Source organism: Brevundimonas sp. UBA2503 (assembly GCF_002341485.1).
Lineage (GTDB): Bacteria > Pseudomonadota > Alphaproteobacteria > Caulobacterales > Caulobacteraceae > Brevundimonas > Brevundimonas halotolerans.
In genome coordinates this window covers 31,048-50,990 of the sequence record NZ_DDOD01000022.1, presented here as the reverse complement: position 1 = coordinate 50,990, position 19,943 = coordinate 31,048, and the positions used below count along the sequence as shown (strand labels likewise).

The window sequence follows — 19,943 nt, the reverse complement described above, 5'->3', positions numbered from 1 at the left end:
AGGCAACCTCCCCGACCTCTGTTCAGACATGAAGTGGGGGGCGTTCGTGGACTTGAACCACGGACCTGCGGGTTAAGAAGCCGCCGCTCTGCGCTACTGAGCTAAACGCCCGTCACTTGTCATGTCCCGGAATGATCCGGACAAGGATGAGTGGAGCAGGAACCGTGCCAGTGTCGACGGCGGGCTTTGGTGCGGCTCTCAACCGATCAGCCCGGACCGACCTTGGGATCAAGTCCGAGGGTGACGGAGGAAAGCACGCGGGCGTTTCCGCCCCCTCCACCGCTTCGCGGTCCCCCTCCCCCGTTGCACGGGGGAGGATCTACGCCCTGAAATGCTTGCTGAGCTTCAACCCCTGGCTCTGGTAGTGGCTGCCGCCTTCGCCGTAGAGGCGGTCGGGCCGTTCGGTCAGGGGTTCATAGACCAGGCGGGCGACGATCTGGCCGTGTTCCAGCATGAAGGGGGTGTCGTGGGTGCGGACCTCGAGCACACCCTTTGAGCCCGCGCCGTGCGCCTCGTCGGTACCGAAGCCGGGGTCGAAGAAGCCCGCATAGTGGACGCGGAACTCGCCGACCGAGGGGTCGATGGGGGTCATTTCGGCGGCCTGGTCGACCGGGATCTCGACGGCCTCGCGTGAGGCCAGAATGTAGAATTCGCCGGGGTCCAGCATCAGCTCGCCGCGCTGGGCCCTGAGCGGCTCCCAGAAGTCGGCGGGGTCGTGGCCGGCCACCTTGTCCAGGTCGATCAGGCCGGCGTGGCGACGCCCGCGATAGCCGACGATGCCGCCGTCATTCTCGAAGGCCAGATCGACGCCGACGCTGCGGGTTTCCAGACGCGGCGGCTCGCCCGCCTTGAGCCGCAGCTGGTTCAGCCGGGTGCCGGGGCGGACCAGCACGGAAAAGGTCTGGGGCGCGATTTCCAGATACAGCGGCCCGTCATAGCCCTCGGCCACATCGTCAAAGGTGGCGCCCCGGTCGGTCATCAGCCGGACGAACACATCGACCCGGCCGGTCGAGCTTTTCGGATTGGCGCGGGCCACCACGCCGGGCGGCAGGCTGAGCCGCTCCTGCAGCTTGACGATATAGACGCAGCCCTTTTCCAGCACCGCCCCGCCCGCGAGGTCGATGGTGTGCATGACCACATCCTGGATGCGGGTCTCGACCGTGCGCTCGCCCGGCAAAAAGGAGGCGCGCACCCGCCAGCCCCGGTCGGACAGGCGCAGGTCCAGACTGGCGGGCTGGACCTGATCCGCGTCAAACGGCGTGTCCGAGGTCACGGCCCCGGCGGCGATCAGGGTGTCGATGGCCTGGCAGGGCAGGATGCCGGGGCGGGGAGCGGTAAAGGTCATACCCTCAGTCTTCCACGGATTTACGGGCGAGTCGTCAAGCTGAAACGGCTTGCCCCCGGCGGGCTGCGGGGCGAGCATGGGGGCATGTATGAGAGTGCCGCCTATACCGCCGAAACCCGGGGCGTCCGCGTCAAGGTCCAGCCCAGCTATCTGGCCGGGCGCTCGAACCCGGACGAGGGGCTGTGGGTCTGGGCCTACCAGATCGAGATCGTCAATCTGACCGGGGTGCCGGTGCAGCTGTTGTCGCGCCACTGGATCATCACCGATGCCAGCGGCCGCGAGGAGGTGGTGATCGGCGACGGCGTGGTCGGCGAACAGCCGGTCATCGCGCCCGGCGACAGCCACAGCTATGCCTCGGGCTGCCCCCTGCCGACGCCGTCCGGGGCCATGCGCGGCAGCTATGTGATGGAAACGCTCGACGGCGAACGGTTCGAGGCCGAAATCCCCGCCTTCAGCCTGGATGTGCCGGGGGCGCGGACGCTGAACTGACCGAGGGTAAGGGGTGAAGAGTGCCAGTGAGTAGTAGGCAGTGCCGGTTCGGGCGTCGCCGGGCCACTATTCACTACTCACTTCTTCCGAGGCCGGGGCTGCGTCAACCCGGAGAACCGCAGCCCCGCCCCCCGAAGGCTCGCCCGGCGCGAACGCCCGGCGAGGGGGTGGTGGCCCACAAGGGGCGATCTTGAAAGCCTCAGGAGTGACGAGTGGCGAGTGGCGTGTGACGAGCAGTCAGACACAGCCGGCGGCGAAAGCAGAACTCGCCACTCGCCACCCGTCACTCGCCACTCAGATATACCGCCGCAGGCTGCGGGCCAGGTCCGTGCTGCCGTCCTTGGAGCCGCGCTTGACCTGGGGCTGATAGGCGACCCGGGCGTGCTCGACGCAATAGACGCCTTCCGAGGCGCGACGGCCGCAGAAGCTGAACTCGGTCGAGGACGGATCGCCGATCGGCCATTTGCACATATGCGCGCCCAGCGTCATGACCGTGGCCGTGCCGGGCATTTCCGGGGTCGGGTCGGGACGGGTCGGCGGCACCGGGCGCGACTGGGCGGCCTCGATGCGACGCGGGGCCGACGGCTGGGCCGGGGCGGGGGCCGCCGCGCGCGGGCGGGTGGGGCGATAGGTCGTGCGCGCCGGCTGGCTGGGCGCAGCCCGGCCCGACAGGCCAAGGCGGTGCACCTTGCCGATCACGGCGTTGCGGGTCACGCCACCGCCCAGAGCCTTGGCGATCTGGCTGGCCGACTGGCCCTCAAGCCAGAGCTTGGTCAGTGCGCCAACGCGATCCTCGGTCCAGCCTGCGGTCATGCCATCCTCCCGGTTTGGTCGATTCAATATCTTGCGTCGGATGCCCCTGCTGGCGCACCTGACCCACAACCAGTCGTAAACCTCTCGTTAACAGACGCAAGATGTGCGATTCGGAGTGTCCACAGAAACCACATCTTGAATCAGCGTTCGCTGAAGGCTCCGAAGCCGCTGCGGCTTGAACCGGAGCGGTATCGGGCGCATCTGGCCGGACATGACCGAACCGACGACCGCCCCCTCCACCCTCGCTGACCTCGCCACCGCCGATGCCGCCAAGGGCCCGCCCGTGCCGCGCCGCTATGTCGGGATCAACGGGATCGGTGTCTGGACGCTGTATCTCCGCGAGGTTCGCCGCTTCTGGAAGGTGGGGGCCCAGACGGTCGCCGCCCCGGTGGTGACGACGCTGCTGTACATGCTGGTGTTTGTGGTGGCGTTCGAGGGCGGGCGCCCGCCCCTGCACGGCACGCCGTTTGCCGAGTTCGTGGCGCCGGGCCTGATCATGATGGCCATGCTGAACAACGCCTTTGCCAACTCATCCTCCAGTCTGATCCAGGCCAAGATCATGGGCACGGCCACCGACTTCCTGACCCCGCCGCTGAGCCCGCTGGAGCTGACCATCGGCTTTACCCTGGGCGCCGCCACGCGCGGGCTGGTGGTCGGGCTGGTCACCGCCCTGTGCGTGCTGCCGTTCGCCCAGCTTGAGATCCAGAACCTCGGCCTGATCCTGTGGTTCGGACTGTGTGCCAGCCTGCTGATGGGGATGGTCGGGGTGCTGGCCGGCCTGTGGAGCGAGAAGTTCGACCAGTTGTCGGCGGTGCAGAATTTCGTGGTCATGCCGCTGACGTTTCTGTCGGGCGCCTTCTATCTGGTCGAGCGCCTGCCCGAGCCGTTCGCCACCTTCAGCCGCTTCAACCCCTTCTTCTATCTGATCGACGGATTTCGCGCAGGCTTCATCGGCCAGGCCGAGAGCAATCTGCTGATCGGCGGCACGGCGGCCGGCGTGCTGACCCTTGTGTTCGCCGTCACCTGCTGGGCCGTGTTCCGCTCGGGCTGGCGGCTTAAGAGCTGATAGATGGCTGGCACCGAACCCATCATTATCGAGGACGTGCAGCTGAATATCACTGAGGCTCGAGCGTGCTACAAGGCTTGGGATTCATTAGCGAGACTGGGCGGTATCCAGACGTACACTTTGATTGGCGTTCTCGTAGCCAGCATTGTTTTGGCGTTTGTCCTTGAATCGATGCCAACAGGACTGTGGATGACCGGAACAATGGTCGTCCTGCTGACAGCCATGATCATCAGCGGGAAGGTTATGACGTCATCCTATACCCGGATCGTCGTCGATGGTGCCCGCCGTGTCGGCCCTTCACGCTGGCATATCGATGACGCGGGCTTTCAGGTGGAAACGCCTACAGGGTCTGTCCGCGTCAGTTGGGAAGGCGTCGTCAAGGTCGTGGAGGATACGGACCGGTTCTTCTTTGCGGTATCTCCGGCTTACAATCTGGTACTCCCCAGACGCCAAATGACCGAAACGCAGATTGCCGCTCTCACAACGCTCGTTTCCGAGGTCACCGCCTCGGGTCGTCTCGGCGCCGGTGTTGACTAAGCCGGGGCGGAGTCCGACAAGGCCTGACATCTGTTTCATCGGTCCCGGTGCCGTTCCCGCGCCGGGGCTTTCGCGTTCTGGAGGTCCGATCCCGTGTCCAGCCATCTGATGGGTGTCTACAACCGCGCGCCGCTGGCGGTCGATCACGGCAAGGGGCCGCGCCTCTATGCGACCGACGGCACCGTCTATCTGGACTGCGTCTCGGGCATTTCGACCAATGCGCTGGGTCACGCCCATCCGCGGCTGGTGCAGGCGGTCAAGGACCAGGCCGAAAAGCTGTGGCACGTTTCGAACATCTTCCAGATTCCGGGTCAGGAAGAGCTGGCCGACCGGCTGTGCGCCGACAGCTTTGCCGACGCGGTGTTCTTCACCAACTCGGGCTCGGAAGCGGTCGAGTGCGCGCTGAAGACCGCCCGCAAATATCACCACGCCAATGGCCAGCCCGAGCGGATCGAGATCTACGGCTTTGACGGCTCGTTCCACGGCCGCACCTATGGCGCCATCAATGCGGCCGGCAATCCCAACTATGTCGAGGGCTTTGGCCCGCGCCTGCCCGGCTATTCGCAGCTGACCTTCGGCGACCACGAGGCGATCAAGGCGGCCATCGCCAAGCCCGATACGGCGGCCATCATCCTCGAGCCCGTGCAGGGCGAGGGCGGCGCCCGCTCGGTGCCCGAAGTCTGCCTGCGCGGCCTGCGCGAGCTGTGCGACGAACACGGCGTGCTGATCATCTTTGACGAGGTCCAGTGCGGCATGGGCCGGACCGGCAAGCTGTGGGCCCACGAATGGGCCGGCATGGCGCCCGACATCATGGCCATCGCCAAGGCGCTGGGCGGCGGCTTCCCGGTCGGGGCGTGCCTGGCGTCGGACAAGGCGGCCAAGGGCATGACGGTCGGCGTGCACGGCTCGACCTTCGGCGGTAATCCGCTGGCCATGGCGGTGGGTCTCGCCGCCTATGATGAAATCTCGAAGCCCGAGACGCTCGAGAATGTGCGCGAGATCGCCGGCTATCTGAAGCAGCAGCTGGCCGGGCTGCAGGAACGCTTCCCCGATGTGATCGAGGATGTGCGCGGCAAGGGCCTGCTGATCGGGGTGAAGCTGAAACCCAACAACCGCGAATTCATGGGCTGGGCCCGCGACGAAAACCAGCTGCTGGTGGCCGGCGGCGGCGACAACTGCGTCCGCATGCTGCCGCCCCTCAACTTCACCCGCGAAGACGCCGCCGACGCCATCGCCCGGTTCGAGAAGACCTGCGAGTTCGCGCGGGGGAAGATGAAGGCCGGATAGCGGCGTGGCCTGAAGAGGTTCATCACGAAGAGCACAAAGTATGCACGAAGGCCACAAAGAGACCGAGCCCCTGTCAGCCGTCTCGACCTTCTGGTCGAAGACTGCATTGTGATCGAGATCAAATCGATCGACGCCCTGGCGTCGATCCACACGGCTCAACTGCTGACTTATCTCCGATTTTCAAAGGTCGCCTGGTCGTTTGATCGGCGCAACCGACGAGATCGCACCGCCCTCTTTGTGTCCTTCGTGCATCCTTTGTGCTCTTTGTGATGAACCCCTTCCCGCCACCTCCTCCCGCTCGTGATCGCCCATGACCCGACACTTTCTCGACATTTCCCGGCTGCCGGCCGAAGACCTGCGGGCCATTCTGGATGATGCCCACGCCCGCAAGGCCGCGCGTCAGGGCAAGCCGAAGGGGTGGGTCGATGCCGATGCGCCGGCGCGCGATCATGTGCTGGCGATGATCTTCGAGAAGAATTCGACCCGCACCCGGTTCAGCTTTGACGCCGCCATCCGCCAGCTGGGCGGATCGTCGATTATCGCCACGGCCTCCGACATGCAGCTGGGTCGGGGCGAGCCGGTCGAGGACACCGCCCGGGTGCTGTCGCGCATGGTCGATGCGGTGATGATCCGCGCCAATGACCATGAGGACGTCGAACGCTTTGCCCGGTTTTCGACCGTGCCGGTCATCAACGGCCTGACCGACCGCAGCCACCCCTGTCAGATCCTCGCCGATCTGATGACCATCGAGGAGCATCGCGGCCCGATCGCCGGCAAGACGGTGGCCTGGGTCGGGGACGGCAACAATGTCTGCCACAGCTTCATGCATGCGGCGCAGAAACTGGGCTTTCACCTGAATGTCGCCTGCCCGCCGGAATACCATCCCGACCTGCGCGACCTGACCGTCGGCGGGCCGTCGGTGACCCTGACGTCCGACCCGCATGAGGCGGTACGCGGCGCCGATGTGGTGGTCACCGATACCTGGGTGTCGATGGGCGATCAGGACTATGAAGAGCGTCTGGAAGCCTTCGAAGGCTATACGGTCGACGACGGCCTGATGGCCGAGGCCGCGCCCGACGCCGTCTTCCTGCACTGCCTGCCGGCCCACCGCGGCGAGGAGGTCACCGACGCCGTGATCGACGGGCCTCGCTCGCTGGTCTGGGACGAGGCCGAAAACCGCATCCACGCCCAGAAGGCCGTCCTGGCCTGGTGCCTGGCGGGCCGTTAGGTCCGGGGCTCGTCCGGCGGGCCGCGACGGCTGCGGAAGGCGCCCTTGTGCCAGGCGAGGATGCCCAGATAGCCGAGGATGGCGCCGACGATCAGGCCGATGATGCCGTCGAGGATCACCGACCCGATGAGGGCCACGGCGATCAGGATCAGCCAGTCGGTAGTGCGAAACGCCTTCAGATGTGCGTGGATCTCATCCATCAGCGGGTGCCTCCCAGATTGACGTCGGCAACGCCGCCGCTGTCGGGCGTGGTCTTTGTGATGTTGGCCTTGAGGATTTCATAGGCAAAGCCGAAGGCGCCCTTGTCCGCCACCCAGATGCGACCGTCGCCGGGCGTGAACTGCAGCATGGTCAGATGGGGGTCGTCCTTGCCGTCGGGGTACCAGGCGGCCACCACCGGGTTCCACCAGCGGTCGATCTTCTCGCGGTCGTTGTGGCGCATCAGGGTGCCGTGGATGCAGGCGAACACATGCTGGTCCCTGGCCGCATAGGTGAACATGGCCGAGGTCCCTTCGCCCACGTCACGCACAAGATCAGTGTCGTCGCGGGTGAAGAACCAGATCGTATCGGTCGCCTCATCGTGGAAGGCGGTCATCGGCTGGCTGTGATAGCCGGGCCGGTCCAGACCCAGCATGCCGGTGCTGGATTTTTCGAGGTGTTTCCAGAATTCGGTTTCGGCTTCGGCGGGGCTGAGGCGGGTGTCGGCCATGGGAGGGCTCCTGTTTCGGGGGGTTACCCAAAAGAACAGGACAGGGCCGATCGGGTTCCGGTCAGGCGTCGGGCGCACCCGCGACCAATCGCACCAGATGGACCAGCAGGGGGAGAGCGACGGCTGCCGCCGCGATCATCAGGAACCGCCAGGGCACCAGACGCGGCCCCCGGATCAGGTCCGGCGGCCGGGCCCCGCGCCAGCCGGCAAACAGGCCAAAGCCGACGACGACGGCCAGGGAAATGAGGGTCGGGATCAGCGGCACGAGGTCCCGGTCCTTGCCAGAGGGTTAATCTTTACGAGGCGTTAACCCCGTCTGTTCACTAAATCACGCCTGTGAGGGCCGAAGCGGGTCGGATGTCCACAGGAAGATGGCGTGATCGCTATATCTTGGGGTTAACCACACGTTTACACCCCTGATCTGGATGAGTAGCGTCAATGTCTAGTGGTCGGGAGGCGAATCAGTGAGCGCAGCCGCGCCGTGGAGCGTAAAGGGGATAGACCCCAAGGCTCGCGAAGTCGCCAAGGACCTTGCCCGCCGTTCAGGGATGACCCTGGGCGAGTGGCTCAATTCCATGATCATGGAAGGCGATGACGAGGACGGGATCGTCCCGCTGCCCCGCCGTGCCCATGTCGCCGACACCTATGAGCGCCGCAGCCGCAGCCGCCGTCTGGACGATGCCTATGGTCTGGGCGGTGACGATCCGGTCCAGCGTCTGTCGGCCACCGTCGAGATGATGGCCGAACGGCTGGAGGCGGCCGAGCGTCGCTCGACCATCGCCATTCAGGGCGTCGATCAGGCTGTCGCCGGTCTGGTCCGCCGTCTGGATGCCCAGGACGGCCGCGACAGCGGCGTGGTCCGCCGCATCGACGACATCGCCGAAGAACTGCGCGAGGGGCATCGCCGCCTGCGCCGCTTCGAGCAGGAGACCGGCCCGAGCACGGCCGAAGGCTTTGCCAAGACCGAGACGGCCATCGGGGCCCTGTCCAGCCGCCTCTATGACATTGAGGAACGCCAGCGGATCGGCACCCATGAGCTGCGCCAGCGGCTGGACGCGGTCGAGAAAACCGCCGAGGCCAATCGCGGCGTCGAGATCCTCGAGCACGTCGGCCGCCGGCTGGACGCCGCCCAGGCCCAGACGGGCGAGGCCCTGCGCGGGCTGGAACGGGCCTTCTCTGAACTCGACCGGCGTCTGGGTCTGACCGAGGCGCGCGCCGAGGTGCGGGGCCGGGGTGTCGATCCGGCCGAGCGCTTCGACGGGCGTCTGGAAAAACTGGCCGAGGCCCTGACCCGTCAGGTCGAGGCCAGCCGCACCGAAATGCTGCATCGGCTGGACACGGCCCAGTCCGAAAATCGCATGGAGCGGATGGAGCGCGCGGTCGCCGCCCTGGGGGATCAGGTGCGTCAGGCCGAGCGCGGCTCGGCCCAGGCGGTCGAGGCCATGGGCCGCGAGGTGCTGCGCATCGCCCAGAACCTGAACGGCCGCGTCCAGAAGATGGAGATCGACAGCCCGGCCCGCATGGACCGGCTGGAACGCGATCTGGAGATCAAGACCCAGGGCGTCGAGCGCCGTCTGGTCGCCAGCGAGGACCGTCATGCGCTGGCGCTGGAGAAACTGGGCACCGAGATCGGCCGGATTTCCGACCGCCTCAGCGAGCGGATCGCCGAATCCGAGCGCCGCTCGACCCAGGCGCTGGACGAGATCGGCCAGAAGCTGACCGACAGCTCCTCGCGCATCGAGCAGCACTATGACCGCGCCTCGGGCGAACTGGCCGAGCGTATGCGCCAGAGCGAGGAGCGCACCGCCCGCCTGCTGGCCGAGGCCCGCGAGAGCATGGCCCGCCGGGGCGAGCCTGAGGCGGCCAAACCCGAACCCGTCGCCGAGCCCGAGCCGGTCCAACCCGCCGCCGACTGGCGCGCCGGGGCCTTTGGCGTGGCCGCCATGGCCGATGATCCGATCTGGTCCAGCGACCCGCTGGACGGCCCGGCCGATCCCTTCCCGACCGGTGGCGTGACCGCCACTGCGCCTGAGCCCGCCACGACCGTCCCGGCACCAGAGCCGGTCGACGAACCGCAGACCCCGCGCTTTGCCGCGCCGCGCGCCGCATCCGCCCCGTTCGGCAGTCCCGCTACCGCCAATCCCGCCCCGGTCGCCCGCGCGCCGCAGGATTTCGGCGGGGCCGATGTCTCGGATGCTCTGGCCGCCACGGCCCCGGAGGACGACGAGTTCTCCGGCGACACCGATTTCGTCGACCCGCGCACCCTGCGAGCGGCGGCGGCTGCCGGTCGGGCCTCGGCCTCGACCCGGGGCGCGGTCGAAGCGGCGCGCGCCGCCATGACAGCGCCCGAGCCGGAACCGACCCGCTCGGCCTTTGGCCTGAAGCGCGGCGGCAAGTCGCGCCTGCAGGAGCGGATGGACCGTCAGGCCAGCCGCGATGGTTCGACCATGAAGAAGGCGCTGGGCGCCTCGGCGGTCGCGGTCACCCTGATGGGTGGCCTCTATGCCTTTACCGAACTGACCGGCCAGGCCATGCCATGGTCGCCCGCCGGCGCGAGCGACCCGGCGGCCGGCACGCCGCTGGTGGCGCTGGCGACCAGCGCGGCGCCCCTGTCGGCCGAGACGGTGGCCCAGGCGACCGACCTCTATGAGCGCGCCCTGACCGCCATCGAGGAAGACGATCCCGCAGGGCTGGACCTGCTGACCCAGTCGGCCGAGCTGGGCTATGGCCCGGCGCAACTGATGCTGGCGGGTCTGTTTGAAACCGGCGAGGCCGGGGCCCCGGTGGACATGGGCCAAAGCCTCGACTGGACCCGCCGGTCGGCCGAGAGCGGCTATCCGCGCGGCATGTTCGCCTATGGCATGCGCCTGTTCGAGGGGGCCGACGGCACGCCCGACCGGCCGATGGGTCTGGACTGGATCCAGCGCGCGGCGCGGGCCGGTCTGGTCGATGCCCAGTTCAATGCCGCCGTCATCCATGAGCGCGGCGAAGGCGGCATGCCGGTCAACAACATCGAGGCCTATGCCTGGTACCGGGTCGCGGCCCGCTCGGGCGATGAACAGGCCGCCAGCTCGGTGACCCGCGTCGGCGCGCTTCTGAGCGAGGCCGAGCGCGTCCGCGCCGAGGATATGGCCCAGAATTATCTGCCCGGAAGCCTGCCGGACGCCAGCTGATCCCCGGCCCCGCACGGGGTTGGTCTTCACCTGTCACGTTCATGCACTGGCCACGGTCGGTGCGCGGGTCTAAGCCCTGACGGTCACGCCGATTCCGGGTCCTGTTCCAGCCGAAGGTCGCCCTTTGGATATCTATCTGCCGATCGCCGAGGTTTCGGTGAACTGGCCCGTCCTGGTTCTGCTGGGTGGGGTGGTCGGCTTTGTCTCGGGTCTGTTCGGCATCGGCGGCGGCTTCCTCATGGCCCCGATCCTGGTGTTCCTCGGCATCCCCCCGACCGTGGCCGTCGCCAGTCAGGCCAGCCACGTCGTCGCCTCCTCGACCTCGGGCGTGATCAGCTATTCCTCGCGCGGGGCGGTCGACTTCCGCATGGGCGGCATCATGGCCGGGGGCGGCATTCTGGGCGCCTTCGTCGGGGTCGAAATGTTCCGCTGGCTGCGCCTGATGGGTCAGGCCGATCTGGTCGTGGCGCTGGCCTATCTGCTGTTCCTCGGCGTCATCGGCACCCTGATGCTGAAGGAAAGTCTGGAGCAGATCCTGCGCCGCCGTCGGGGTCAGCCAGCCCCGCGCAAACAGCGCCGCCGCCCCATGTGGCTGTACGGCCTGCCGTGGCGGATGAAATTCCCCAAGTCCGGCCTTTATATCTCGGCCATTCCGCCGATCGCCCTGGGCGGCGGGGTCGGCATTCTGTCGGCCATCATGGGGGTGGGCGGCGGCTTCATCCTGCTGCCCGTCATGCTCTATGTGCTGCGGATGAAGGCCTCGGTCGTCGTCGGCACCAGCCTGTTCCAGATCATCATCACCACGGCCATGACCACGGTGCTGCAGGCCGGACGCAACCAGACGGTCGACATCGTGCTGTCGTCCCTCTTGCTGTTCGGCGGGGTGATCGGGGCCCAGTACGGCGCGCGCCTGTCGGGTCGGTTCCGGGGCGAAGAGCTGCGGGCCATGCTGGGGCTGATTGTGCTGGGCGTCGGCATCTATATGGGGCTGGAGCTGTTCGTGCGGCCCAGCGACATGTTCGCCATCGCGCCGGGGGTGCCGGAATGATGATGCAGGACCTGCCCCCTCCGCCCCCGGCTGTGGTCGCCGAAGCGCCGGCCCCGGCGCGAGTGCGTGACCCCTCGGTCGCCACCGGCCGCATCCTGCGCATCTCGGCCGCCCTGACGGATACGGAGGTCCAGGTCGACTCGGGCTTCACCGGGGCGTCGATCGTTCTCTACGGGGCCGTCTTCAACCCGACCGACACCCCCGCCGATGTGGTGGTCGTGGTGCGCGGCCCCGATGCACCGGTGCGTCTGGTGCGCAAGTCGCAGGCGGCGGGCGTCTGGCTGAACAGCCGGCCTGTGCTGTTCGAGGGCGCGCCCGGCTTTTACATGACGTCGTCCACCCGACCGCTCAGCGACATCGCCAATTTCGGCCAGCTGCGGCGGCTGGGCGTGGGGCTGGACCATCTGCGCATCGCTGCTCCGGAGGAACGCCGCACGGTGACCCGCTATGGTGTGCGCGACGTCGTGGTCAGCCGGCTGGGCGAGGACTATCTTGACTGGCGCCGGGCCGTGATCCGCCTGCGCGAGGACGAGGGCCTGTATGCCGCCGATCCGCAGGGCGTGCGCTTTGTCGACGACGGCCTGTTCCGGGCCGAGGTGGTGCTGCCCACCAGCGCGCCGACGGGCACCTATCACGCCGAAGTCTGGCTGTTTCAGGACGGCGAGCCGGTCTCCAGCGCCGAGCTGGAACTGACCGTCGAAAAGGTCGGCATCGAGCGCGGCATCTATGAATTCGCCCACGGCCGCCCGTGGACCTACGGCATCCTGTGCGTGATCCTCGCCGCCTTCACCGGCTGGGGGGCGAGCCGGGTGTTCCGGAGGGGGTGATGGCGATGGCGCGCATTCTTGTGGTCGGGGTAGCTGCGGCTTTTGCATCCGCCATTTCAGGCTGCGATTTCAGATCGCCCGACGCTGATGTCGGTCGTCAGATCGAGGTACTCGCTGACCGGACGCAAGGTGCGGAAGATCGCATGATCCGCATGAGCGCCTTGAGGCTGGGCCCGTGGGACGAGATCCTCGTTTATGAGCCTTACTCGAGCCCTGACCTGCCGCGTGCGTCACCATGGATGCAGGCAAGGTTCGATCGTATCGGAATTGACCGCAACGACGGCATCACGGCCGTCGCGCTCATCCGCGACGGTCGCGTCGTCGATGTCGGTGAAGTCAGACGAGATCGCGCTGACCTGGTGGAGGTAGATCGCCTGAAGCCCACCGAATGCCTTCGACTGGACGATGGGTGGCCCGAGGCAACCAAGATCGCCTGCTGAGCCCTCAGCTCGCCGCGAACTCGCTCAGGGCATCCATCACCGCGCGGTTCTGGTCGTCGGTGCCGATGGTGATGCGCAGGCCCTCGGGCAGGCCATAGCCGCCGACTGGGCGGACGATGATGCCCTTGGTGTTCAGATAGGCATTGGCGGCCTGGCACTGGTCCACATCCTTGAAGCGGACCAGCACGAAATTGCCGGCGCTGGGCAGGACCTGAAAGCCAAAGCCGCGGATGGCCTGGGCCAGGCGCGGACGCCAGGTCTGGATCAGTTCGCGCGAGGCCTGCTGGTGGGCCTCATCGCCCAGCGCCGCGACCGCCGCCTCGATCCCGGCGACCGAGACATTGAACGGCAGGCGGATGCGGTCGACCGCCTCGGCCACCTTCAGCGGCGCATAGCCATAGCCGATGCGCAGGCCGCCGAGGCCGTGGATCTTGGAGAAGGTGCGGGTGACGACGATGTTGTCGCTGTCGCGGGCCAGGTCGAAGCTGCTCTGCCAGTCCGGCTCGGTGACATATTCGGCATAGGCCTCGTCGATCACCAGAATGATGTCGGGCGACAGGGCGGCGTGCAGCTGGCGGATTTCCTCGGCGGTATTGTAGCTGCCGGTCGGGTTCGACGGGCTGGAGACATAGACGATGCGGGTGCGGTCATCGACCTGACCGAGGATGGCCTCGGGCGTGAGTTTATAGTCCGGCTCGGGCGCCAGCTTGACCTCGGCCTGATTGGCCTTGGCCGAGATGCGATAGGCGAGGAAGCCGTACTGGCCCGAGACGATGTTGTCGCCGGGCGTCAGATAGGTCTGGTTCAGCAGGGCGAACACCTCGTCCGAGCCATTGCCGAAGATCAGCCGCTCGGGCTCCAGCCCCATCTTGTCCGCCACCGCCGAGCGCAGTTTGGCCGCGCGCCCGTCGGGATAGATGTGGATGCCGCTGACCGCATTGGCATAGGCCTCGCGCGCCTTCTCGCCGGCGCCCAGCATGTTCTCGTTCGAGGACAGCTTCATCGGCTCGGCCACGCCGTCGATCTTGGACTTGCCGCCGACATAGGGGGCGATGTCGAGAATGCCGGGCTTGGGGGCGGGCGTCCGGGCGGGGTCCTGGGCGTCGGTCATGGGGTCCTCGCGGGGTCTGAATTTCAGAAAAGGGGAGCAGCGCCGATGACGCCGGTCAGGGTGCCGGGCAGGCCGTCCAGCCGCCCGTCGTCGGCCTGCACATAGCCTGCGATCATCATCAGCTTCAAGCCGCCGGTTGCGATCAGCGGCGCGGCGGCAAGGCCATTAAGCCCCAGAACCTCGACTAGTCGCGGCTCCGGCATCGGCGAATCCGTCACCCAGAAGGTGCGGTCGTCGCCTGTCGGCTCGGGACTGCTGCGGCCGATCATCAGGGACTGGGGCAGGTGGGCGGCATCGTCGGGCAGGGCGCCGATGACATGAACATCGGGCGTCGCCAGCAGCCGCCCCCACCAGGCCGTGACCCCGACCAGATCCATCAGCACCCGGGCACCCCCGGCGGCTAGTTTCAGTCCATCCTCGGCCCTGGCCAACCGCGCGAATCCCAGCCCGAACCGGTCGGCGGCCAGCAGGGCCGACAACCCGCCATGCACATGCAGGGGCCCGGAGGCAGCACCTTCCACCCGGCCCAGCACCGCGCGGACGGTGGCCTTCTGATCGGCGGGCAGGGCGTTCAGCATCCGGCGCAGGTCCGCAACGGCCTCGCCGTCGCCGGACGGAGGCGCAAGGCTCGACAGGGCCTCGCTCAACCGGGTCAGGTCGCTCCCGGCCATCAGAACAGCCGGGGCGCGGGCGCGAGGGTAAAGGGCCCCAGCCAGGTGCGACCGTCCCGGAACTCCAGCGTCAGGGAGACCGGCGCGCGCTCGGCCACGGCGGCGGCCCCGGCGGCCGCGGCCGCCTGGGCTTGGTTCACCGCGCCGTCCTCGGTGCCCGCCAGACCGGCGAGGGCCGGCGCGGCCCGTTCGGCCCGCACGCTCAGGCTGCCGTTCAGTCGCCCGTCCTCATCGGCCAACAGCGGCCCGCCGGTCAGCAGGGCGCGGCTGTCGCCGGACTGGAGCTCGACCCGCACATTGGCAAAGCGCCCCCCGGCCTGTGTCCAGCTATCGAAGACCCCGGCGCGGTCCATGCCGGTCAGGGCCCCGGCGCGTTCGAGCGTCACCTCGGTGCGCACGCTCAGCCGTCCCTCGCCGGTCAGCCGGTCGACCGGGCCCGCCTCACGGCCCCGGCCCTCGACCATCTGGAACAACACATCCAGATCATCGGCGGCGGGCGCCGGCGCTGCGGCATCCCGGGGCCGGGCGGTCGCCGGGCGCGCCTCCAGCGTCAGCCGTTCGGCGGCGGAAATCGGGAAGGCCTCGGCCCCCGGCTCGGCTTGGAAGGTCGGTTCGATCAGCTCCAGCGCCATCTGCGGCCAGGCTTCGGACACATCGCGCACGCTCATGCGGATGGCCTCCGCGTTCACAAAGACCCGGCCCTTGTCGGCGCGCAGCATCGTCAGGCCGTCCGGGGCGATCACCACCCAGTGCAGCGGGGCATAGGCATTGGCCTCGGCCACCAGTTCGGGTGCGCGGGCCCCGTGGCCCGAGGGTGCGACCACCTCGACCGCGCTGAGGGCCAGCCGGGCGCGGAAGGGCCAGCCATCGATCTCGATCTTGCCGTGATTGATCTCCCAGCCCGCCTCGCGCAGGGTCTCGGCGCGGGCCAGAACTTCCCGCTCGATCCTCTGGGTCAGCACGAACCACCAGCCGGTCCAGGCGACCAGCAGGGCCAGCACCACGATCAGCGGGATGAACAGGCCGCGGCGGCTGTGGCGAGGGGCAGGCGTGTCGGCGGTCATTCAGGGATCCTGTTCTGATCGGGGCCGAGGAACCGGGAAAGGGTCGCGACCGCCTCGGCCAGTTCCATACGCTCGACCTCTACACCGGGGGGCAGGCCGCCGAAAAGCCGCGTGGGGCAGGCCGCATCCAGCATGACGAACACCCCCTTGTCGTCGGCGCGCCGGATCAACCGGCCAAAGGCCTGGGCCATGCGCCCGCGCGCCAGCGCATCGTCATAGGTCCGGCCCCCGCCTGAAGCGTCGGCGCGCGCGAACCGTTCCCGCCGCGCCCGGTGCAGCAGGTCCGGCCGGGGCCAGGGCACCCGGTCAAATACCAAGAGCCTCAGCGACCGTCCCGGCACATCGACGCCGTCGCGGATGGCATCGGTGCCCAGCAGACAGCTGTCGCGCTCGGTCCGGAACACATCGACCAGCGCCCCCACGTCCAGCGGATCGATATGCTGGGCATAGAGCGGCAGGCCCGCCCGGCCCAGCTCGGGCCCCAGCAGGCCATAGACCGCCTTCAGCCGGCGGATGGCGGTAAACAGGCCCAGCGCCCCGCCGCCCGAAGCGAGGAACAGCGCCCGCATGGCCGCCGCCGTCCGGCGCGGATCGTCGCGCGGGACGTCGGTCACCACAATCACCTTCGACTGGCTGGCATAATCAAACGGGCTCTCGACCTTCAGCGTCCGCACCGGCGTCTCCAGCCGCCCGGTGGCCGAGCGCAGCCGCGCCAGGTGGAAGGGGTCCTCGCCAAAGTCCGGATCGGTCAGGGTGGCCGAGGTGACCAGCACCCCGTGCGAGGGGCGGATCACGGTTGCCTCCAGCGGCTGGGTCGGATCGACCCAGTGCCGGCGCAGCGACACATCCGACAGCCGGCCAAAGGCGCTCTCGGCCGACAGCCAGTCGACGAAATCGGGATCGCCCCCAAAGTCGCCCCCCCCATCGCCGGACGCCAGATCATTCAGCATGGCCCGCCACGACGGCAGGGTCATGCGCGCCCGCCGGTCCAGCCCGCGCAGCGCCCCCTCGATCCGGGCCCGCGCCCCGCCGTCCAGCGTCTCGGCCTCCTCGGCCAGCACATCCTCGAGGTGACGCGACAGGGCCAGCAGCGGCGCCTCGACCGCCGCCAGCGCCTCGGCGGCCCTGGCGGCAGCGGGGATCAGGTCGGGGATGGCCGGGCGGGCGGCGCATTCCATGCCCTGATCCTCCGAGCCCCCACGCGGATCGGCCCGCGCGCGCAGCTGGTCCAGCGCCGCCGCCAGAAACACCTCGACCGGCCCGGTCGGTGCACCCGACTCCGAGCCGCGCAGGATGCGCGCCTGCGCCCCCTCGCCCGGCAGGCGGGTAGCCGCGGCCAGCACATCGCCCAGCGCCTTGCGCGCCGGGCCATCATCACCGATCAGATCGCCCAGCCGCTGCTCCAGCCCGCGCCCGCGCCGGGCCCGCGTCTCCGGCCCCCGGATCCAGCGGCGCAGCTCGGCGGCCTCCTGTCCCGACAGGCTGGAGGAAAAGGCGCTGTCGGCGGCCTCGAACAGATGGTGGCCCTCGTCGAACACGATGCGCTTCAGGGCGGCGGTCTCGCTGTCCGTGGTCGGATGGCGGGCGGCGCGCGCCCCGTCAAAGGCGGCCTGCACCATGACCAGCGCATGGTTGGCGATCACCACATCGGCGTGGCGCGCAGCCCGCACCGTCTTTTCCACGAAGCAGCGGCGATAGTGGGCACAGGCGGCATGGATGCACTCGCCGCGCCGGTCGACCAGATTTGCGGGCGTCGGCTGATGGGCTGCGGGACCCGCATACAGCCCCGGCAACCAGGCGGGAAAGTCGCCCCCCGTCATGTCGCCATCGGCACAGGCCCCGGCCCAGCGCGCGGTCAGGCCAAGCCCGACCACGTCGCCCGCCCCCAGCTGGGCCTGCTGCACCATCTCCTGCAAGTTCAGCAGGCAGAGGTAGTTCTCGCGTCCCTTGCGCACCACCACCCGCCGCCGCGTCTGCCCCTCATGATCGGGCAGGGCCAGACCTTCGCGCGCGATCTGGCGCTGCAGGGCGCGGGTATAGGTCGAGACCCAGACGGTGCCGTGATTGCGCTCGGCCCACAGGGCGGCGGGCGCCAGATAGCCCAGCGTCTTGCCCGTGCCGGTGCCCGCCTCGGCCAGCAGGGCGCGCGGCTGGTCTTTCTGATCGCGCGGGGAAAAGGCAAAGGCCGCCTCGGCGGCATAGTCGGACTGGGTGGGCCGTGCCTCATCCAGCCCCAGACCCTTCAGCATATGATCCAGCCGGATGCGCGCGCTCTCGCTGTCGACCGGGTGCGATCCGGCCTCCCCGCGCGGCGCGACCTCCTCCCATTCCGACAGCCGGTTCCAGACGTCCAGCCCCGTGCCCGGCTCCCGCCGGTCGCGCACGCTGCGGCCCGCAGCCTCCAGCCCGGCCCGCAGCGCCTGATCGATCCGCTCGCCCCAGCTCCAGCCCGCCCGGGTCAGCGTCGCATTCAGCGTCAGCGCGGCTTCCAGGTCGGGATAGTCCGCCGCCGCAAGCTCGCCCAGCAACCGACCGGCGACCGCACGCAGCGCCTCGGCCTGGGCCACCGCCCCGACCGGCTCGTCCAGCCCCAGCGCAATGGCCAGCCCCGTCGGCGTCGGCGCACAGAACCGCGCCGGCCGCACAAACACGAACAGCTCCAGCACATCCAGCAAATGCGCGGCCCGCGCCGGTGCCTCCAGCCCCAGCCGCCGCGCCGTCAGCCCCGCATGGGCGACCAGCACTGGCGCCGGTCCACAGAACAACCCCTCCGCCGCCCCCCGCCCGATCGCCCGCGCCCCGCTAGCATCCGCCACCGCCCCCGCACCCGGCGGAGTCGCCAGCGCCGGCGGCAGGTCGAGGGTCAGCGACGAAGGAGGAGCAGCGACAAGGGACACCGCCCTTCCTTACCCGCGCCCGCGCCGAAACGGAACGGGAACGCACAAGCTGAGGGCGCGTGCCCTTTCCGGGGCATGTAGCGTGCGAGCTCCCCTATAGACGGGGGCTCGCGTTACCTGTGGCTAAGTGCCTGCAGCGGGCGGCTGTAGTCCGTGGACCGTTTCGTTGTTAAGCTTCACCTCAAAATACCGGGGCACCCGAATGTATCTAATGTACGTGGATGAGAGCGGAGACACCGGTCTCGTTAATTCGCCTACGCGGTATTTCGCTCTTTCCGGGCTCACGGTTCATGAAAGCCGTTGGCGCGATCTGCTTGACCACTTGGTGGCTTTCCGAAGAACCATGAAGGCGGTCCACGGCCTCCCCATGCGCACGGAAATCCATTCCTCGGAATATATCAGGCGGCCGCCCATCGCGGGCATGGCGAAGCACGTTCGTTTGACGATTCTTCGCCAGTTCCTTGACGAGCTGGCGAAGTGCAATTTCATCAGTTTCACGCACGTAATTGTCGATAAGCAGGGCAAGCCTGCGGGTTACGACGTGTTCGACTCCGCGTGGAAAGTTCTCTTCCAAAGGTTCGAAAACACCATCGGCTACGGGAACTTTCCCGGAGGGTTCCGACCTGACAGGGGCATGGTCATTTCCGACAATACTGACGGCAAAAAACTCACGCGATTGGTGAGGCGAATGGCCGTTTACAACGTCGTCCCTGGGATGGCCGGAATGGCAGCCCGCAACCTCCCGATGCTGAGAGTGATTGAGGACCCGCACAACAAGGACTCAGTGGACAGCTATTTCATTCAGGCCTGCGATGTGACGGCGTATTTCCTCCACCAAAAATACGCGCCCTGCAGCTATGTGCGGAAGAAGGGCGCCTCCCAGCACTTCAATCGGCTTCAGCCAGTACTCAATACCCGCGCGAGCAATGCCAACGGCTTCGGGATTGTCATGCTTTGAAAAAGAAGGGGGAGGGAACCCTAAGGCCCGCCTCCCCGGTGCGGTCCTACTAATGGGTTGTGCCCAGTTTCAGACTACTCAACAAATATGCCTCAAAAATGCAGAAATTTCAAGGAAAAAGCCGCGAATCAAATCAAGCGCTTACGCGTCATGTAAGTGGAAACAACTGCTGCAGCGTCTCCTCCCCATGCATGGGGAGGAGATGAGAAAGGCGCCGCCGTCGATCCCGGCACGCCCTCGCCGTGCCCTCCGTGGCTTTTCTTCGCTGTGTTCTCTGTGA

The 19,943-nt window shown here is 67.9% G+C and carries 20 protein-coding genes and 1 tRNA gene; 11 read left to right on the top strand and 10 right to left on the bottom strand.

The window, feature by feature from the left end; all coding sequences use genetic code 11:
* Positions 1–34 precede the first annotated feature (34 nt).
* Positions 35–111, bottom strand: a tRNA-Lys gene (locus tag B4K74_RS10575).
* Between the two features lie 208 nt (positions 112–319).
* A complete protein-coding gene (locus B4K74_RS10570; protein WP_286692895.1) occupies positions 320–1,345 on the bottom strand; it encodes a 2'-deoxycytidine 5'-triphosphate deaminase in 1,026 nt (341 codons plus the stop codon).
* A gap of 84 nt (positions 1,346–1,429) precedes the next feature.
* Between B4K74_RS10570 and apaG the strand changes: the two genes are divergently transcribed.
* On the top strand, positions 1,430–1,834 hold the full coding sequence (gene apaG, locus B4K74_RS10565) for a Co2+/Mg2+ efflux protein ApaG (RefSeq protein WP_286692894.1): 405 nt from the start codon (positions 1,430–1,432) through the stop codon (positions 1,832–1,834).
* Between the two features lie 294 nt (positions 1,835–2,128).
* On the opposite strand, the gene B4K74_RS10560 is transcribed toward apaG, so the two are convergent.
* A complete protein-coding gene (locus B4K74_RS10560) occupies positions 2,129–2,647 on the bottom strand; it encodes a GcrA family cell cycle regulator (RefSeq protein ID WP_123288040.1) in 519 nt (172 codons plus the stop codon).
* Between the two features lie 211 nt (positions 2,648–2,858).
* Here B4K74_RS10560 and B4K74_RS10555 point away from each other — a divergent pair, with 211 nt between their 5' ends.
* From B4K74_RS10555 to argF, 5 genes are all read left to right on the top strand, one after another.
* The gene (locus B4K74_RS10555; protein WP_286692893.1) at positions 2,859–3,713 is read left to right on the top strand and encodes an ABC transporter permease; all 855 of its coding nucleotides are present in this window, start codon (positions 2,859–2,861) and stop codon (positions 3,711–3,713) included.
* Between the two features lie 3 nt (positions 3,714–3,716).
* On the top strand, positions 3,717–4,250 hold the full coding sequence (locus B4K74_RS10550) for a YcxB family protein (RefSeq protein WP_286692892.1): 534 nt from the start codon (positions 3,717–3,719) through the stop codon (positions 4,248–4,250).
* A 108-nt stretch (positions 4,251–4,358) separates the two neighbouring features.
* Complete coding sequence (locus tag B4K74_RS10545; protein ID WP_286692969.1) at positions 4,359–5,537, top strand: aspartate aminotransferase family protein; 1,179 nt, start codon at positions 4,359–4,361, stop codon at positions 5,535–5,537.
* A 9-nt stretch (positions 5,538–5,546) separates the two neighbouring features.
* Positions 5,547–5,807: a GxxExxY protein gene (locus B4K74_RS10540; RefSeq protein WP_349677372.1), complete on the top strand. Its 261-nt coding sequence runs from the start codon at positions 5,547–5,549 to the stop codon at positions 5,805–5,807.
* Positions 5,808–5,847: 40 nt separating this feature from the next.
* Positions 5,848–6,765, top strand: coding sequence for an ornithine carbamoyltransferase (argF, locus tag B4K74_RS10535; protein WP_286692891.1), 918 nt, complete (start codon positions 5,848–5,850; stop codon positions 6,763–6,765).
* Here argF and B4K74_RS10530 read toward each other — a convergent pair.
* The 3 genes from B4K74_RS10530 to B4K74_RS10520 form a co-directional block, all read right to left on the bottom strand.
* Positions 6,762–6,965 (bottom strand): hypothetical protein, encoded by a 204-nt coding sequence (locus B4K74_RS10530; RefSeq protein WP_286692890.1) that lies wholly within the window; start codon positions 6,963–6,965, stop codon positions 6,762–6,764. The two genes, argF and B4K74_RS10530, sit on opposite strands and share 4 nt — an antisense overlap.
* Positions 6,965–7,474 (bottom strand): pyridoxamine 5'-phosphate oxidase family protein, encoded by a 510-nt coding sequence (locus B4K74_RS10525; protein ID WP_286692889.1) that lies wholly within the window; start codon positions 7,472–7,474, stop codon positions 6,965–6,967. The genes B4K74_RS10530 and B4K74_RS10525 overlap by 1 nt, the downstream gene beginning before the upstream one ends.
* Before the next feature lie 61 nt (positions 7,475–7,535).
* On the bottom strand, positions 7,536–7,739 hold the full coding sequence (locus tag B4K74_RS10520; protein ID WP_286692888.1) for a hypothetical protein: 204 nt from the start codon (positions 7,737–7,739) through the stop codon (positions 7,536–7,538).
* 199 nt (positions 7,740–7,938) lie between these two features.
* Here B4K74_RS10520 and B4K74_RS10515 point away from each other — a divergent pair, with 199 nt between their 5' ends.
* The 4 genes from B4K74_RS10515 (at position 7,939) to B4K74_RS10500 (ending at position 12,962) form a co-directional block, all read left to right on the top strand.
* The gene (locus B4K74_RS10515; RefSeq protein ID WP_286692887.1) at positions 7,939–10,647 is read left to right on the top strand and encodes a hypothetical protein; all 2,709 of its coding nucleotides are present in this window, start codon (positions 7,939–7,941) and stop codon (positions 10,645–10,647) included.
* 124 nt (positions 10,648–10,771) lie between these two features.
* On the top strand, positions 10,772–11,695 hold the full coding sequence (locus B4K74_RS10510) for a sulfite exporter TauE/SafE family protein (protein ID WP_286692886.1): 924 nt from the start codon (positions 10,772–10,774) through the stop codon (positions 11,693–11,695).
* Positions 11,692–12,522: a TIGR02186 family protein gene (locus B4K74_RS10505; protein WP_286692885.1), complete on the top strand. Its 831-nt coding sequence runs from the start codon at positions 11,692–11,694 to the stop codon at positions 12,520–12,522. The genes B4K74_RS10510 and B4K74_RS10505 overlap by 4 nt, the downstream gene beginning before the upstream one ends.
* Positions 12,522–12,962, top strand: a complete 441-nt coding sequence (locus B4K74_RS10500) for a hypothetical protein (protein ID WP_123288051.1) — start codon at positions 12,522–12,524, stop codon at positions 12,960–12,962. The genes B4K74_RS10505 and B4K74_RS10500 overlap by 1 nt, the downstream gene beginning before the upstream one ends.
* A gap of 4 nt (positions 12,963–12,966) precedes the next feature.
* Here the strand turns inward: B4K74_RS10500 and hisC are convergent, their stop codons facing one another.
* From hisC to B4K74_RS10480, 4 genes are read right to left on the bottom strand one after another with little or no spacing between them, the layout of a single operon-like run.
* On the bottom strand, positions 12,967–14,073 hold the full coding sequence (hisC, locus tag B4K74_RS10495; protein WP_286692884.1) for a histidinol-phosphate transaminase: 1,107 nt from the start codon (positions 14,071–14,073) through the stop codon (positions 12,967–12,969).
* 23 nt (positions 14,074–14,096) lie between these two features.
* The gene (locus B4K74_RS10490; RefSeq protein ID WP_286692883.1) at positions 14,097–14,744 is read right to left on the bottom strand and encodes a hypothetical protein; all 648 of its coding nucleotides are present in this window, start codon (positions 14,742–14,744) and stop codon (positions 14,097–14,099) included.
* Positions 14,744–15,808, bottom strand: a complete 1,065-nt coding sequence (locus B4K74_RS10485) for a DUF2125 domain-containing protein (RefSeq protein ID WP_286692882.1) — start codon at positions 15,806–15,808, stop codon at positions 14,744–14,746. The genes B4K74_RS10490 and B4K74_RS10485 overlap by 1 nt, the downstream gene beginning before the upstream one ends.
* The gene (locus B4K74_RS10480; RefSeq protein WP_286692881.1) at positions 15,805–18,705 is read right to left on the bottom strand and encodes an ATP-dependent DNA helicase; all 2,901 of its coding nucleotides are present in this window, start codon (positions 18,703–18,705) and stop codon (positions 15,805–15,807) included. Before B4K74_RS10480 ends, B4K74_RS10485 begins: the two co-directional genes overlap by 4 nt.
* Before the next feature lie 202 nt (positions 18,706–18,907).
* Between B4K74_RS10480 and B4K74_RS10475 the strand changes: the two genes are divergently transcribed.
* Complete coding sequence (locus B4K74_RS10475; protein WP_349677371.1) at positions 18,908–19,663, top strand: DUF3800 domain-containing protein; 756 nt, start codon at positions 18,908–18,910, stop codon at positions 19,661–19,663.
* Positions 19,664–19,943: the final 280 nt, after the last annotated feature.

Coding starts and splice junctions, on each gene's coding strand:
- B4K74_RS10570 (WP_286692895.1), bottom strand. CDS start 1,345: ATGACCTTTACCGCTCCCCGCCCCGGCATCCTGCCCTGCCAGGCCATC.
- apaG (WP_286692894.1), top strand. CDS start 1,430: ATGTATGAGAGTGCCGCCTATACCGCCGAAACCCGGGGCGTCCGCGTC.
- B4K74_RS10560 (WP_123288040.1), bottom strand. CDS start 2,647: ATGACCGCAGGCTGGACCGAGGATCGCGTTGGCGCACTGACCAAGCTC.
- B4K74_RS10555 (WP_286692893.1), top strand. CDS start 2,859: ATGACCGAACCGACGACCGCCCCCTCCACCCTCGCTGACCTCGCCACC.
- B4K74_RS10550 (WP_286692892.1), top strand. CDS start 3,717: ATGGCTGGCACCGAACCCATCATTATCGAGGACGTGCAGCTGAATATC.
- B4K74_RS10545 (WP_286692969.1), top strand. CDS start 4,359: ATGGGTGTCTACAACCGCGCGCCGCTGGCGGTCGATCACGGCAAGGGG.
- argF (WP_286692891.1), top strand. CDS start 5,848: ATGACCCGACACTTTCTCGACATTTCCCGGCTGCCGGCCGAAGACCTG.
- B4K74_RS10530 (WP_286692890.1), bottom strand. CDS start 6,965: ATGGATGAGATCCACGCACATCTGAAGGCGTTTCGCACTACCGACTGG.
- B4K74_RS10525 (WP_286692889.1), bottom strand. CDS start 7,474: ATGGCCGACACCCGCCTCAGCCCCGCCGAAGCCGAAACCGAATTCTGG.
- B4K74_RS10505 (WP_286692885.1), top strand. CDS start 11,692: ATGATGATGCAGGACCTGCCCCCTCCGCCCCCGGCTGTGGTCGCCGAA.
- B4K74_RS10500 (WP_123288051.1), top strand. CDS start 12,522: ATGGCGATGGCGCGCATTCTTGTGGTCGGGGTAGCTGCGGCTTTTGCA.
- hisC (WP_286692884.1), bottom strand. CDS start 14,073: ATGACCGACGCCCAGGACCCCGCCCGGACGCCCGCCCCCAAGCCCGGC.
- B4K74_RS10490 (WP_286692883.1), bottom strand. CDS start 14,744: ATGGCCGGGAGCGACCTGACCCGGTTGAGCGAGGCCCTGTCGAGCCTT.
- B4K74_RS10485 (WP_286692882.1), bottom strand. CDS start 15,808: ATGACCGCCGACACGCCTGCCCCTCGCCACAGCCGCCGCGGCCTGTTC.
- B4K74_RS10475 (WP_349677371.1), top strand. CDS start 18,908: ATGTATCTAATGTACGTGGATGAGAGCGGAGACACCGGTCTCGTTAAT.